This window comes from Mycobacterium sp. 852002-51057_SCH5723018 (genome assembly GCF_001667035.1).
GTDB lineage: Bacteria > Actinomycetota > Actinomycetes > Mycobacteriales > Mycobacteriaceae > Mycobacterium.
The window spans coordinates 71,720-84,796 of record NZ_LZIR01000004.1 but is presented as its reverse complement, the minus strand read 5'-3'; the positions used below and the strand labels follow the sequence as shown (position 1 = coordinate 84,796).

Annotated in this window: 15 protein-coding genes; 7 read left to right on the top strand and 8 right to left on the bottom strand. The window is 67.6% G+C overall.

Going from position 1 to position 13,077, the window contains the following annotated elements; genetic code table 11:
- Positions 1 to 67: 67 nt before the first annotated feature.
- Both A5764_RS01015 and A5764_RS28685 read right to left on the bottom strand, forming a co-directional pair.
- On the bottom strand, positions 68 to 943 hold the full coding sequence (locus A5764_RS01015) for an alpha/beta fold hydrolase (protein ID WP_197501159.1): 876 nt from the start codon (positions 941 to 943) through the stop codon (positions 68 to 70).
- A 48-nt stretch (positions 944 to 991) separates the two neighbouring features.
- Entirely contained in the window at positions 992 to 1,138 is a 147-nt protein-coding gene (locus tag A5764_RS28685) for a hypothetical protein (RefSeq protein ID WP_197501158.1), read from the bottom strand.
- A 301-nt stretch (positions 1,139 to 1,439) separates the two neighbouring features.
- On the opposite strand from A5764_RS28685, the gene A5764_RS01010 reads away from it, so the two are divergent.
- From A5764_RS01010 to A5764_RS01000, 3 genes are all read left to right on the top strand, one after another.
- Positions 1,440 to 1,706, top strand: coding sequence for a hypothetical protein (locus tag A5764_RS01010; RefSeq protein WP_067107145.1), 267 nt, complete (start codon positions 1,440 to 1,442; stop codon positions 1,704 to 1,706).
- Between the two features lie 32 nt (positions 1,707 to 1,738).
- Positions 1,739 to 2,077, top strand: a complete 339-nt coding sequence (locus tag A5764_RS01005; protein WP_156664442.1) for an integrase — start codon at positions 1,739 to 1,741, stop codon at positions 2,075 to 2,077.
- 335 nt (positions 2,078 to 2,412) lie between these two features.
- On the top strand, positions 2,413 to 3,978 hold the full coding sequence (locus tag A5764_RS01000; protein WP_067107139.1) for an LCP family protein: 1,566 nt from the start codon (positions 2,413 to 2,415) through the stop codon (positions 3,976 to 3,978).
- A gap of 20 nt (positions 3,979 to 3,998) precedes the next feature.
- On the opposite strand, the gene A5764_RS00995 is transcribed toward A5764_RS01000, so the two are convergent.
- On the bottom strand, positions 3,999 to 4,790 hold the full coding sequence (locus A5764_RS00995; protein ID WP_067107136.1) for an SDR family NAD(P)-dependent oxidoreductase: 792 nt from the start codon (positions 4,788 to 4,790) through the stop codon (positions 3,999 to 4,001).
- Positions 4,791 to 4,857: 67 nt separating this feature from the next.
- Here A5764_RS00995 and A5764_RS00990 point away from each other — a divergent pair, with 67 nt between their 5' ends.
- Positions 4,858 to 5,763: an NAD(P)-dependent oxidoreductase gene (locus A5764_RS00990; protein ID WP_067107133.1), complete on the top strand. Its 906-nt coding sequence runs from the start codon at positions 4,858 to 4,860 to the stop codon at positions 5,761 to 5,763.
- Here the strand turns inward: A5764_RS00990 and A5764_RS00985 are convergent.
- A complete protein-coding gene (locus A5764_RS00985; protein ID WP_067107131.1) occupies positions 5,746 to 6,576 on the bottom strand; it encodes an SDR family oxidoreductase in 831 nt (276 codons plus the stop codon). The genes A5764_RS00990 and A5764_RS00985 overlap by 18 nt on opposite strands.
- 119 nt (positions 6,577 to 6,695) lie before the next feature.
- On the bottom strand, positions 6,696 to 7,631 hold the full coding sequence (locus A5764_RS00980) for an enoyl-CoA hydratase (protein ID WP_067107128.1): 936 nt from the start codon (positions 7,629 to 7,631) through the stop codon (positions 6,696 to 6,698).
- A 128-nt stretch (positions 7,632 to 7,759) separates the two neighbouring features.
- Between A5764_RS00980 and A5764_RS27995 the strand changes: the two genes are divergently transcribed.
- The 3 genes from A5764_RS27995 (at position 7,760) to A5764_RS00970 (ending at position 10,070) form a co-directional block, all read left to right on the top strand.
- Positions 7,760 to 7,924 carry a hypothetical protein gene (locus A5764_RS27995; RefSeq protein ID WP_156664441.1) on the top strand — a complete coding sequence of 55 codons (165 nt, stop codon included), beginning with the start codon at positions 7,760 to 7,762 and terminating at the stop codon, positions 7,922 to 7,924.
- Positions 7,925 to 9,418, top strand: a complete 1,494-nt coding sequence (locus tag A5764_RS00975; protein ID WP_067107125.1) for a trehalose-6-phosphate synthase — start codon at positions 7,925 to 7,927, stop codon at positions 9,416 to 9,418.
- A gap of 73 nt (positions 9,419 to 9,491) precedes the next feature.
- Positions 9,492 to 10,070, top strand: coding sequence for a hypothetical protein (locus A5764_RS00970; protein ID WP_067107122.1), 579 nt, complete (start codon positions 9,492 to 9,494; stop codon positions 10,068 to 10,070).
- Positions 10,071 to 10,125: 55 nt separating this feature from the next.
- Here A5764_RS00970 and A5764_RS00965 read toward each other — a convergent pair whose 3' ends face one another.
- The 3 genes from A5764_RS00965 to A5764_RS00955 are packed head-to-tail and all read right to left on the bottom strand — an operon-like array spanning position 10,126 to position 13,067.
- Entirely contained in the window at positions 10,126 to 10,635 is a 510-nt protein-coding gene (locus A5764_RS00965; protein WP_156664440.1) for a mammalian cell entry protein, read from the bottom strand.
- A complete protein-coding gene (locus A5764_RS00960; RefSeq protein WP_067107119.1) occupies positions 10,636 to 11,346 on the bottom strand; it encodes a mammalian cell entry protein in 711 nt (236 codons plus the stop codon).
- Positions 11,346 to 13,067, bottom strand: coding sequence for a virulence factor Mce family protein (locus tag A5764_RS00955; protein WP_067107116.1), 1,722 nt, complete (start codon positions 13,065 to 13,067; stop codon positions 11,346 to 11,348). The genes A5764_RS00960 and A5764_RS00955 overlap by 1 nt, the downstream gene beginning before the upstream one ends.
- Positions 13,068 to 13,077: the final 10 nt, after the last annotated feature.

The following is a 13,077-nucleotide window of genomic DNA, read 5'->3' as shown; positions in this document are numbered from 1 at the left end:
GGGCGCCTGCCGCGGTGTGTGCCGCAGGCCGAGAGTCAGTTACGCAATCGACGGGCCGACATGCGCGTCATCCGCCGTCGACGTGCCGGGCCAGGAAATCCAGGACCGCCCTGGCGAAGACGTCGTTGCGGTCGCCGGCGACCATGTGGCCCGCGCCGCGCACGTCGGTGAACTCGACCTGGGGGAAGCGCGCGAGAAATTCGTCGGCGCGCTCCTGGCTGACCAGGTCGCTCATCTGGCCCCGGATCAACAGCATCGGCACACCGCTGCGCAGGATCGCCTCGACGGCGGCGTGCATGCGATCGGGGTCGGTGACCTCAAACGGCGGGAATGCCGCTGTGCCGCTGATGAATTGGGGATCCCAATGCCAGTACCAGCGATCCCCGCGGCGGCGCAGGTTGGTGGTCAGGCCCTCCAGGTCGGTGGGGCGGGGCCGGTGCGGGTTGTACTCGGCGATCGCGTCGGCGACCTCTTCCAGCGAGCCGAACCCCGATTCGACCCGGTCGGACATGAAGGCATGGATCCGATTGGCCCCGGACTGCTCCATGTTCGGCACGATGTCGACCAAGACGACGGCGCTGGCAATGCTTGGCGCCAACTCGCCGGCGAGCAGCATCGAGGTGAATCCGCCCAGCGACGCGCCGACCAGCACGGGTTGCGGGGGCAGCGTGCGGAGCACCTGTTGGACGTCGCGGGCGAAGCTGACGACACGATAGTCGCCCTCGGTTGACCAATCGGATTCTCCGTGGCCGCGCAGATCGATCGTCACGGCCTGCCACCCCCGCTTGGCGACGGCGGCGGCGGCCTTGGCCCAGGACCGGCGGGTCTGCCCGCCGCCGTGCAAGAACACCACCGCGCGCGCCTGGGGATCGCCCTGGCGATCGGCGACGATGCGTACGCCACCTGTCCCCTGGGCCGAGAACGTCTCGGGTGCGGTCGCCATCAGGTGATCGTAAGACCCGGACGTCAGTGAATGGATTGTCCGGGCTGGTTACTCGCTGCGAAAGAGCCTGGTGAGGCGGCGCACCACCCTGCCAAAGGGGCTGCCCTGGCGTTGGGAGTCCTTGATTCTGCCCAGTGTCTGCTCGCCCTTGGCGGCGTAATCGTTGACCGTTTCGTCGCCTTCTTCAGCGCGCATGTCGTCCTCCTCTCATGCCGGCCTCTGGCGCTCCGGCGGATCCACCGGCGTCAGCCGCTCCGGCGGTTCAGCCGGCGTCAGCCGTTCGGGTGGTTCCGCGGGCGTCAGCCGTTCGGGCGTATCTCCCGGGGTACCGGGCTCCGTCGGCTGCGTATCGAACATGATCGGTCCTCCAATCGGCTCCGGGTTGCGTACCCGTCGGGGACCCAGATGAAAACGGCCGGGTTCCGGTGGATTGAGCTACAACGAATTTGGCTTGTCGCACGGGCCGGACGCCGGCTGAGGCGCTTACACTCCTGTGATGCATCCGGTGCGAAAGCAGGCGTCGATCAAGGCCCCGGTGGTGGCCGCGATTGCGGTCCTGCTGGTATTCGCCGTGCTGGCGCTACCGGTCAAGCAACGGTGCGGCGCACCGGGCTACTCGTGCGCGACGGCCGTGGATACGCGCGGCAACGTGCACTACTACTACGAGGTTGAACCGCTTGGGGTGTACCTCGCCGAGATTTTCACAGGTTCCAACATTCGCCTCTTCTACACGTCCGGCCAGGACGTCGTGAAGGCCACCTAACCATGTGGAAATACGTCGTAGCGTGCCTCGCCGTGACCACCTTTCCGGCTTTCGCGCCAGCCGATGCCGCGCTCGCCGATGCGCCCCAAAGGGTTTGCGGCACAACGGCATTGTGCTCGCTCGATCCGGGCCCCGACGCCGGCGATCAAGCCACCGCCGAGCAGAAGGTCATCGACGGCTACGTCCAGAAGCAGATCAACTGCACGGCGGACCTGCCGCCGAATCCACAGTCCCTGACCTGGGATCCACCCGGATTCGCGCCATACGTCGGGGGCTCCGGTGTCGTCCACGACGCCAATCCGCAACTGGGCGGCCAATATCGGGCCGATTATGTGGATGGCAGGTGGCACATCGAATACCCCTACTGCTGAACGGCATTCGGCGCCGAACGTCGACTAGCCGGGGCAAACCGCGAAATTCGCGCGGCATGTCGACGTTCGACGGCGAAGGGGTAACGAGTTGGCTTCGGCGTCCGTGACGCCCGGGCCACCACACCCTGCGCGGTTGGGCCATAAGCGCTGGTAGACGGCGGATCGACGCGGTCAGACCCGCCCGTATCGCCTAGGTGAGTCTGCTTACACCCAAAGTGCTTAATTGGAGCCTTCACGGCAAGCTACCGCATACTTGACGTCATGCTGCAAGCGACATCACCGCAATCCGCTCTTGCGGTGACAGGTGGTGCGCTGGTAGTGGGCCGAGGTTTTTGATGGGACGCTCGGGCGGGGCGCATCACCGCCATCGCGCCGCTCGTGAACCGTCGCGCTTTCGCAAGGCTTTGGCGCGCGGCTTCATGACCGTGGTGTCGGCGGCGGCGGTGCTGATGACCGGGGCCGGCTACTACGTGGCCCACGGAGCCCTGGGCGGCATCACCGTCTCGGAGGCGCTGTCGCCGGAGGACCCGCGGTCCGGCGGTGACAGCATGAACATCTTGCTCATCGGGCTGGACTCCCGCAAAGACCAGGACGGCAACGACCTGCCCTGGTCCATCCTGAAGCACCTGCACGCCGGCGAGTCCGACGACGGCGGCTACAACACCAACACCCTGATACTTGTACACATCGGGGCCGACCAGAAGGTCGTCGCGTTCTCCATCCCCCGCGACGACTGGGTGCCCTTCAACGGCGTCCCGGGGTACAACCACATCAAGATCAAAGAAGCGTACGGGCTCACCAAGCAATACGTCGCGAACAAGCTCGCCAACCAGGGCGTCGGCAGCCAAAAAGACCTCGAGACGCGGGGCCGCGAGGCCGGGCGGGCGGCGACCCTGCGCGCGGTGCGCAGCCTGACCGGCGTCCCGATCGATTACTTCGCCGAGATCAACCTGGCCGGCTTCTACGACCTGACCCAAACCCTGGGGGGCGTGGACGTGTGCCTGAACCACCCCGTCTACGACTCCTATTCCGGCGCCGACTTCCCCGCCGGGCGGCAGACCCTGGACGCCGCCCAGGCGCTGGCGTTCGTGCGGCAGCGCCACGGCCTGGAAAACGGCGACCTGGACCGCACCCATCGGCAGCAGGCGTTCATTTCGTCGGTCATGCAGGAACTGCAGGCCTCGGGCACGTTCACCAATATTGACAAGCTCAAGGGTCTGATGGCGGTGGCGCGCAAGGACGTCGTGCTGTCGTCGGGCTGGGACGAGGAGCTGATCCAACGGCTGGGCGCGCTGGCCTCCGGCGGTAACGTCGAGTTCCGCACGCTGCCCGTGGTGCGCTACGACAACATCGACGGCCAGGACGTCAACATCATCGACCCTGCCGCGATCAAGGCCGAGGTGGCCGCCGCGATCGGCGCCCCGCCACCGACGACCACCCCGGCCACCACGGCCGCCAAGCCCAGTCCGTCCACGGTCGTCGACGTGATCAATTCGGGCAGCTTGAGCGGGATGGCCAGCGAGGTGTCACGTGCCCTGAAAAAGCACGGCTACACCCCCGGCCAGGTGCGCGACCGCAATTCGGGTGAGCCGTCGACGACCACGATCGCCTACGGCGCCGGCGCGGAAACCGACGCAGGCAACGTGGCCACCCTGCTCGGACTGGACGCCCCCAAACAACCCGACCCCACGGTCGTGCCGGGACATATCCGGGTGACCCTGGATACCAACTTCTCGATGCCGGCAACCGACGAAACCACGACGGACGAAACCACCACCACGACCACCACCACGACGTCGACCAAGGCCAAGACCTACTACTACAACGGCACCACGACGACGTATCCGACGCCGGATCAGGGAAAGCCGATCGACGGCGGCGGCGTGCCCTGCGTCAACTAGCCAAGCGCCGGGGGGTTGACTCAGGCGTGGGTCCCGCCGTCGATGCGGATTTCGGTGCCGGTGATGAAGGCGCCGTCTTCTGACACCAGCATGGCGATCACGCCGGCGACCACGGAAGGGTCGGCCATCCCGGTGCCGCTTGATTCCACCGTGGTGGGCAGCACCGGCATCAGTCGCGAAAACAGCGACCAGTCAGCATCTTTCGGGATGTAGCCGCCGGTGGCGTCGGTGATCCCGGACTTGATGCTGCCCGGCGCCACGCACACCGCGCGCAGGCCGTCGCGGGCGTACTCGAGCGCCAACGAATGGGTGAAGGCCTGAATGCCTCCCTTGCTCGCCGCGTAGGCCGCCATGTAGGGGTGGGCGAACGACGCCGATGTCGAGCTGAAGTTCACGATCGCGCTGCGCGAGTTGGCCAGCAACGCCGGAAGCGCCTCGCGCACCACCAGGAAGGTCCCGGTCAGGTTGACACCGACGATCTGATTCCACAGTTCGAGGCTGGTCTGGTGGGTGTGTGCGGCGCGCAACATCCCGGCCGCGTTGACCAGCGAATCCAGCCCGTGGAGCGTTTGGGCGGCCGAGCACACGCCGTCGATCACCGAATCCTCGTTGCCCACGTCCATCGGCATGGTGGTGAGGCGGTCGGCGGTCTTGGCCTCCTCGGCGCGGCCCCGGGTGGCGTCCAGGCCGTCGACGGAGATGTCGGAGGCCACCACGGTGGCGCCCTCGTCGAGCAGCCGCAGCGCGGTGGCCTGGCCGATCCCGGACGCGGCGCCCGTCACCAGAATCCGCTTGCCCTCGAGTCGCTTCATCTGCTGCTCCTGTCGCTTGGCGTGCCCATCATGGTAAGGAGCGGGCCAAGCAGGGCAGGCTGGATGCATGGACATCGGATTCATCGGCCTGGGAAAGATGGGCCGCGGCATGGCCGCGAACTTGATCAAGGCGGGTCACCGCGTCACCGTGTACAACCGCTCTCCCGGTAAGGCCGAAGCTCTCGTCTCGCAGGGCGCGACCGCGGCCGGCACCGTCGCCGAGGCGAGCCGGGCCGAGGTGGTGTTCACCATGCTGGCCGACGACAGCGCCGTGGAGGCGGTGACGTTGGGCCACCCTGATCTCGGAGGCGGCATCATCGCCTCGCTGGGGGCGGGTGCGACGCACGTGTCGTCGAGCACCATCAGCGTTGCCCTCTCGGAGCGCCTGGAAGCCGCGCACGCCGAAGCCGGTCAGCGGTATGCCGCGGCGCCGGTGTTCGGCAGGCCCGAAGCCGCCTCGGCGGCAAAGCTTTTCGTCATCGCGGCCGGCGCCCCGCAGGTTCTGCAGCCGTTGTCGCCGCTGTTCGACGCGATCGGCCAGCGGACCTTCGTGGTGTCCGAGCAGCCGCACACCGCCAACCTGGTGAAGCTGAGCGGGAACTTCCTGATCGCCTCGGCCATCGAGGCCATCGGCGAGGCGGTGGCGCTGGTCGCGAAGGCCGGCGTCGACAAGCAGCAGTACGTCGATATCCTCACCTCGACGCTGTTCGCCGCGCCGGCCTATCAGACGTATGGCGGGCTGATCGCGCGGGAGCAGTTCGAGCCGGCCGGCTTCGCGGCCAGCCTCGGCCTCAAGGATGTTCGGCTGGCGCTCGCCGCCGGGGAGCAGCTGCAGGTGCCGCTGCCGCTGGCCAGCCTGCTGCGCGACCGCTTCCTGACCCTGGTGGCGACTGGTGGCGGGCACCTGGACTGGTCGGCGCTGGCGACGCTGTCCAGTCGAGACGCGGGCCTGGCCTCAGACGACTCCGCGTAGCCCGTCGGCTCCGAATGCGGGTTCCAGCATCGCGGAGAAGTCGGGGCCGCGTCGCAGGATGTGGCCGCCGTCGACGTTGATGCACTGTCCGGTGATCCAGCTGGCCGCGTCGGACAGCAAGAAAATCGCCAGGTTGGCGACGTCCTCGACCTCACCGGGCCGCGGCAGCGGCGTGCACATCCGGTAGTCCGCGCTCAGCTCCGGCGATTCCGTAATGGGCGCAACGAGATCGGTGCGAATCAATCCCGGGCGGATGCTGTTGACGCGGACCCATGACGGGCCGAGCTCATCGGCGGCCAGCTGCATCATGTGGTCGACGGCCGACTTGGTGACGCCGTAGGCGCCGAACCAGCGGTGGGTGTTGCTGGCCGCGATCGAGGAGATGCCGACGAATGAACCGCCGCCGCCGCGGACCAACTCGCGAGCGGAGTGCTTGAGCACGTACATGGTGCCGTTGACGTTGAGGTCGACCGTGCGTCGCCAGGCCTCCGAGTCGATCTGGGTGATCGGACCGATGGTCTCCGACCCGCCCGCGCAATGCACCACGCCATACAGCCGGCCGTGCCACGCCGTTGCGGCGTCCACGGCGCGGGCGGCCTCATCCTCGTTGGTGATGTCGGCGGGCTCATAGCGGATGGAGCCGTGGGCCTTGAGCAGCTCGATGTCCTCGACGGCGGCCGCCAGCCGGTCGGCGTTGCGCCCGATGATCATGACCGAGGCCCCGGACGCGACCAGCTCCGCGGCGACACCCTTGCCGATTCCGCTGCCGCCGCCCGTGACCAGGTACGTCCGGTTGTCGAAAGAAAGCTGCACGAGAGCTCCTCACGGCCAAACTGAAACAGGTTCTAGCATGCTGCCACACCCGCCACTCGGGCCTCTCGGCGAGGTGGGCGACACTCGTGGGACCTCTGTGACCGGCGGGGCGGCGAGTATTACGGCGTGTCCCGGCGGGCCAGCCTCGTCGGCTTGGCGTTGCGCCAGTCCTCGACGTCCGGCGGCAGGCCGACCGGGTACCTGTTCTCGTTGTGGGCCGCCCAGTGAGCGTGCCCCAGCTCGTGAATGTGGAACGCGTGACGCAGCGCCTCGGTGAAACCCATCGCGTCGGAGGCGGCGTTGACCGAGTCCTTGATCAGCATCGCCGCCATCGTGGGCCGCTCGGCGATGCGGCACGCGAACTCCAGCGTCTTGTCGGCCAGCTCGGCGACCGGGAAAACCTTGGACACCATGCCAAGCCGGTAGGCCTCGTCGGCGTCCAGCGCGTCACCGGTCAGCAGCAGCTCCTTTGCCTTACGCGGTCCGAATTCCCAAGGGTGAGCGTAATATTCGACGCCCGGCATGCCCATCCGCACCCCGACCACGTCGCTGAACTTCGCGTTGTCGGCGGCGACGATCAGGTCGCACGCCCAGATCAGCATCAGGCCCGCCGAAATCGCGTTGCCCTGCACCTGCGCGATGGTGATCTTGCGCAAATCGCGCCAGCGGCAAGTGTTTTGGAAGAAGTAGTGCCACTCCTGCAGATAGGTCTTCTCGGCGATCGGGTCGCGGGTCGCGCCGTTGATCCGGAAGCTGGGCAGCTGCGCGGGCCCGGGCTGGCGCTCGGCCAGCGCCAGCTCCGAACCCAGGTCGTGACCGGCGGAGAAGTTCTTGCCGCGCGCGGCCAGGATCACCACGCGCACGGTGTCGTCGGCCTCGGCGCGCAGGAACGCCTCATCGAGCTGAACCAGCAAACCGCGGTTTTGGGCGTTGTGGGCCTCGGGCCGGTTGAGCCAGATCCGGGCGACGCGACCCTCGTCGAGGGTCTCATAGGCCACCAGCTCGTCGGCTTCGGCGTCGGTGGGGGCCGCGCCGGCTTGTTCGGAGAGTGTCATTTCCGCCCGCCTCACATGGTCGTCAGATCCGCCTTGTTTACACATTACGGACCATGTGTAAGCGGGGCCCCGTCGGGTAGCGCGGGAGACGCCTGCGGGCGAATTTCCGCGTCGCCTACAGTTGGGGTATGCCTACGAAATCTGATCCTGGCGAACTCGGCGACGTGGAGCCCCTGGCCGACAGCACCGCAAGCCAGGCCAGGCGGGTCGTCGCCGCTTATGCGAACGACGCCGACGAGTGCCGCGTTTTCTTGTCGATGCTCGGTATTGGACCGTCCAAACTCGACACATAAATGGCTCCCAGGGGAGGCCAGTCTTCGACGAAGACGTCAAAGTCACCGGATTTCGGGAATTCCGACTTCGTGGTGGTAGCCAACCGGCTGCCCGTTGATCTCGAGCGACTCCCCGACGGCAGCAGCACGTGGAAGCGCAGCCCCGGCGGGTTGGTCACGGCTTTGGAGCCGCTGCTGCGTCGCCGCCAGGGGGCGTGGGTCGGATGGCCTGGAGTGGCCGATGACGACGACGAGCTGGACTACCGGCCCGTCCTGCAGGACGACCTGCACCTTCACCCGCTGCGGCTGACCACCGACGACGTCGCCGAGTACTACGAGGGATTCTCCAACGCCACGCTGTGGCCGCTTTACCACGACGTCATCGTCAAGCCGATCTATCACCGCGACTGGTGGGAGCGCTACGTCGACGTCAACCGGCGCTTCGCCGAGGCCACCTCCCACGCCGCCGCCCACGGCGCCACCGTATGGGTGCAGGACTATCAGCTGCAGCTGGTCCCCAAAATGCTGCGCGAACTTCGGCCGGACCTGACCATCGGCTTCTTCCTGCACATTCCGTTCCCACCCGTGGAGCTGTTCATGCAGCTGCCGTGGCGCACCGAGATCGTCGAGGGGCTGCTGGGCGCCGACCTGGTGGGCTTTCATCTGCCCGGCGGCGCGCAGAACTTTCTGTTCCTGTCCCGGCAGCTGACCGGCGTCAACACCTCCCGGGGATCGGTCGGGGTGCGGTCGCGGTTCGGTGAGGTCGAGCTCGCATCGCGCACGGTTCGGGTGGGCGCCTTTCCCATCTCGATCGACTCGACCGCGCTCGATCAAGCGGCCCGCCACCGCGACGTCAGGCGCCGCGCCCGGGAGATCCGCGCCGAGCTGGGCAATCCCCGCAAGATCCTGCTCGGCGTCGACCGGCTGGACTACACCAAGGGCATCGACGTTCGGCTGAAGGCGTTCTCCGAGCTGCTCGCCGAGGGCCGCGCCAAACGCGACGACACCGTCCTGGTTCAGCTCGCGACACCCAGCCGCGAACGCGTGGAGAGCTATCAGATCCTGCGCAACGACATCGAACGCGAGGTCGGCCACATCAACGGCGAATACGCCGAGGTCGGTCACCCGGTAGTGCACTACTTGCACCGTCCCGTGCCCCGCGACGAACTGATTGCGTTCTTCGTGGCCAGCGACGTCATGCTGGTCACCCCGCTGCGCGACGGGATGAACCTGGTGGCCAAGGAATACGTCGCCTGCCGCAGCGATCTCGGCGGTGCGCTCGTCCTGTCCGAATTCACCGGCGCGGCAGCCGAACTCAGGCAGGCGTATCTGGTCAACCCGCACGACACCGACCGCGTCAAGGACGCGATCGAGGCCGCGCTCAACCAGCCCGCCGAAGAAGGCCGGCGCCGTATGCGTGCGTTGCGCCGCCAGGTGCTCGTCCACGACGTGGACCGCTGGGCGCGGTCTTTCCTGGACGCACTCTCCGAGTCGCACCCGCACGACGGGAGCTAGCTGCTCCGGGCGACCCATGGTGCAGGGCGGCGAACGCTGTGATACTCAAGGCAGCAGTGGAAGGGAGGGGCCCGTGGACGTTCGTCGCACGCTGGCCGCCGGAGCCGGCATCTGCTCGGCCGTTGCCATCGGCATCGCGCTGGTATCGGAGGATCCAGCGCGCGCGATCGGACCTCCGCCGGACGGCACCTACACGTTGAACGAGGCCGGCGTGTCAGGGGTTACCTGGACCATCGGCGCGCTGTGCGATCAGCCGTCCGGCACCCGCAACATGAACGACTACAACGACCCGATCGTCTTCGCGATGAACTGCGCTCTGAACGTGGTGAGCGCGACCCCCGAGCAGATCGCGCTCAAGGACCAGCAGCAGAACTTCACCGGCAGGGCCCGAATGACGAGCATGCTGTGGACCTTCACGGTGAACAAGTCGAACGGCGTCGTCTGTCCGGATGGCAGCACCGCGCCGTCCAGCGACACCTATGCGTTCAGCGACGAAACGATGACCGGTACCCACACCATTGTGCGCGGCGCGGTCTGCGGCATGCAGCCCTCGATGACCAAGCAGCCGTTCTCGCTGCAGCAGACCGGGCCGCCGCCCAGCCCCATCCAGCGTTATCCGTTGTACTGCAACGCCATTGCGATGTGCTACTGAGCATTTTCGCGGCGTCGAGCGTCACGCTGGGTGACATTCGGCTCTTACATGCCCCCTAGATGGGGGTGATGTAGGAGATCAGCCACTGCTTGCCGATCTTTTTGAAGTCCACCCGCAACCGGCTGCCGTCGTAGAGCGGCTGCCGCGACTTGTCGGTCACCGTGCGGTTCATGTAGACCATCACCGACGCCGACTCCCGCCTGGCCGACATCACCCCAACGCCAACGACATTGGCCTGCACGACCACCTCGCGCTTTTTCGCCTCCGGAATGATCTGCGCGTTGGCGCTTCGCTGAAATTCCTGGCGATAGTCGGGCGTCAGCAACGGATACGCCGCCGCCAGGCTGCGTTCCACGGTCTGGTAGTCGTAGGCGAACACCTTGGGTATCTCGTCCGCGGCTTTACCGGGCAGCACCGCCCGCGCAGCCGCCTCGCCGCGCGTCTGCACCCGATCCCAGTAGACCCAACCCGCCGCAGCCGACAAGCCGACGATCGCCGCGACGAGCACGCAACCCGCGACGGCGAGAAGCCACCACCGAAGCCGCGGCCACCGCAGCCGACCCATCTAGTTGCCCCCGTCCGGGTACTTCAGGTCGTAGCCCGTCATCTTGCCCTGCTCGTCCTCGTGCACGATGACGCGCAGCCGGTACGGCATGGACGGCTTGTTGACCCCATCGATGTCGGCGACCGTCACCCGCACCGACACCAGCACCGAGGCGTTGTCGGTCACCGAATCGATGCCCTCCAGGGCGGCGCCGTTGACGACGGCCTCCGAGGTCGCGTTCGTGGAGCGGAAAAGGCCCTTGAGGTTCTCGATGTTGTTGTTGGCGCCGAGCATCCCGTGCAGCGGGCCGCTGGTGCCGTTGTAGAACCGGTTCACGCTTTCGTCGATGTTGTCCTGCTTGTAGCTGAACATGTTGACCACCGTCTGCGTGGCGGTGTCGACGAAGCGTTGGTCGCGCGCCTGCTGCGCGTCGGCGTGCCGTTGCTGGACGACCAGCGCGATCAGGCAACCCGCCAGGGCGCCGACCGCGAGCAGGGCGGCCGCGAACGAGATCCATCCGACCAGGGCTCGATGCGACTGCCGCCGTGGCGGCGGCTTGACCGGCTTCAGCCCCGTGACCCCCTTGGCCCCCTTGGTTTTTGCCGGCGGCTTTGGCGCCGCGGCGGCGTCGACCCGAACCGTGGCGGTCTCGCTGGACTCGATTTTGGCCGGACCCGCCGCGCGGGAAGCCCGCCGGCGAACGCGTTGCGTCGTCGTGTGTTGATCTGTCACTACATAGGCCTTGGATCAAGCATCAGGTCCACCCAATTCTCGGCGCTGGATGCGCCGGTCGCGCCGGCCGCGAAGATACCAGTGCCGCCGGCCGGGTCCCTGAAGGCTCCGGTCTGTTGGTCGTAGGTGGTGTAGGCCGGGCCGGCGGCCTGCGGCTGCGGGCCGGGCGGCGGCCCCCACGGCTTCTCCGGTCCCGGGCCCGCCGGCGGAGGATTGATCCCCTCGGGCGGTGGGGGCGGCGGCAGCCACTTCGGATACGGCAGCTGCGGCGGCACCGGCGGGATCCCCGGCGGCTGCCACGAGGTAAACGGCGGCGGCGGGCCGTTGTTGTTGGGTGGCGGCGGATCGTACGCCGGCTGGTTCGGCGCCGGACCCGGTCCGGGCACCACACCGGGTGGGGGCGGCCCGACGATGGGCGTGCCCGGATCTGGATCGGCGCCCGGGGGGATGTACGGAAACTTGTTGGGCGGCAACACATTCAGCCCATTGGTCACCGGCGTGTCGTAGGGCACCGGCGGCCCCCGCCACGGGTTGCGGCCGACGGGCACATAGCCCTTCGGGTCACGGCACAGCTGGATGGTCGGCGCCCGTTTGCCAGGGAACTCCTGGCACGGGTAGTTGCGGGCGCCCCGCACGGTGCTGGGATCGTTCTGGGCGGCCTTGCAATACATGTCCTTCGGGAGCTCGCGCAGCGTCTCGTCGGCCGGTGTGCGCATCAGCGGTGGCGGCAGGAAGCCGACGGCGCACGGCGGCGGGTCGTTCAGGTCGAGCTTGAAGTCCAGCTTGGCGCCCTCGTCCTGCGGGGCGCCGCCGGCGGCCGTGGTGATCGCGGCGAACAGCGCCGGCAGGACCACCAGCAGCTGCTCGATCGACTTGTGGTAGATCACACCGACCCGGCCCAGGTTGGCCAGGCTGGCGGCCAGCGCCGGGAACGACGGGCGGATGCCGGAGAACGCGGTGCTGGCCTCGTCGGCCGCGCCGGGCGCGGTGGCCAGCGTCTCGCGAAGCTGCGGGTCGGCCTGGCGCACCTCGGACGTGAACCGCGCCAACCCATCCGAGAGCGACTTGATGTCGGCGCCGGCGCGGATCTGGGCCTGCAGGAACGGGCCGGCCTGGTCGATCAACTGCGAGACCTGCGGATAGTTCACGTTGGCTTCGTCCACCAACAACCGGGCCGACTCGATGAGTCGGGCCAGCTCGGGACCCGAACCGTTGGCGGCGATGAACGTTTCGTGCAATAGCTCGCGCAACCGGGTGTCACCCAGGCTGTTGACCAGCGCCTCCGCCCGCTTCAGCAGGTCGGCGACGTCCTGGCCGATCCGGGTGTTCTGCCGCTCGATGCGAGACCCGTTGCGCAGCTTGCCCGGCGACGGATTGGCGGGCGGCACCAGGTCGATGTACTGCTCGCCGACGGCCGAGACGCTCTTCACGGTGGCGGTGACGTTCGACGGGATGGGAGTGCCGCTGTTGAGCCGCATTTCGGCGGTGACGCCGTTGGGGTTGAGCCCCACCGACTCGACCCGGCCGACCGCGACACCCCGGTATGTGACGTTGGCGTTCTTGTACAGCCCGCCGCCCGCGACGAAATCGGCGCTGACGCCGTAGGTCCCGAGGCCGAATGTCGCGGGCAGCCGCAGGTAGAAGATGCCCATGATGGTCAGCGTGAGGACGGTGATCACCGCAAAGATGACGAGTTGGATCTTGGTCAGTCTGTCGAGCATGTGCGCCCCC

What these genes read in the sequence shown, in the direction of transcription:
- A5764_RS01015 (WP_197501159.1), bottom strand. Translation starts at nt 943, where the DNA reads ATGGCGACCGCACCCGAGACGTTCTCGGCCCAGGGGACAGGTGGCGTA.
- A5764_RS28685 (WP_197501158.1), bottom strand. Translation starts at nt 1,138, where the DNA reads ATGCGCGCTGAAGAAGGCGACGAAACGGTCAACGATTACGCCGCCAAG.
- A5764_RS01010 (WP_067107145.1), top strand. Translation starts at nt 1,440, where the DNA reads ATGCATCCGGTGCGAAAGCAGGCGTCGATCAAGGCCCCGGTGGTGGCC.
- A5764_RS01000 (WP_067107139.1), top strand. Translation starts at nt 2,413, where the DNA reads ATGGGACGCTCGGGCGGGGCGCATCACCGCCATCGCGCCGCTCGTGAA.
- A5764_RS00995 (WP_067107136.1), bottom strand. Translation starts at nt 4,790, where the DNA reads ATGAAGCGACTCGAGGGCAAGCGGATTCTGGTGACGGGCGCCGCGTCC.
- A5764_RS00990 (WP_067107133.1), top strand. Translation starts at nt 4,858, where the DNA reads ATGGACATCGGATTCATCGGCCTGGGAAAGATGGGCCGCGGCATGGCC.
- A5764_RS00980 (WP_067107128.1), bottom strand. Translation starts at nt 7,631, where the DNA reads ATGACACTCTCCGAACAAGCCGGCGCGGCCCCCACCGACGCCGAAGCC.
- A5764_RS27995 (WP_156664441.1), top strand. Translation starts at nt 7,760, where the DNA reads ATGCCTACGAAATCTGATCCTGGCGAACTCGGCGACGTGGAGCCCCTG.
- A5764_RS00975 (WP_067107125.1), top strand. Translation starts at nt 7,925, where the DNA reads ATGGCTCCCAGGGGAGGCCAGTCTTCGACGAAGACGTCAAAGTCACCG.
- A5764_RS00965 (WP_156664440.1), bottom strand. Translation starts at nt 10,635, where the DNA reads ATGGGTCGGCTGCGGTGGCCGCGGCTTCGGTGGTGGCTTCTCGCCGTC.
- A5764_RS00955 (WP_067107116.1), bottom strand. Translation starts at nt 13,067, where the DNA reads ATGCTCGACAGACTGACCAAGATCCAACTCGTCATCTTTGCGGTGATC.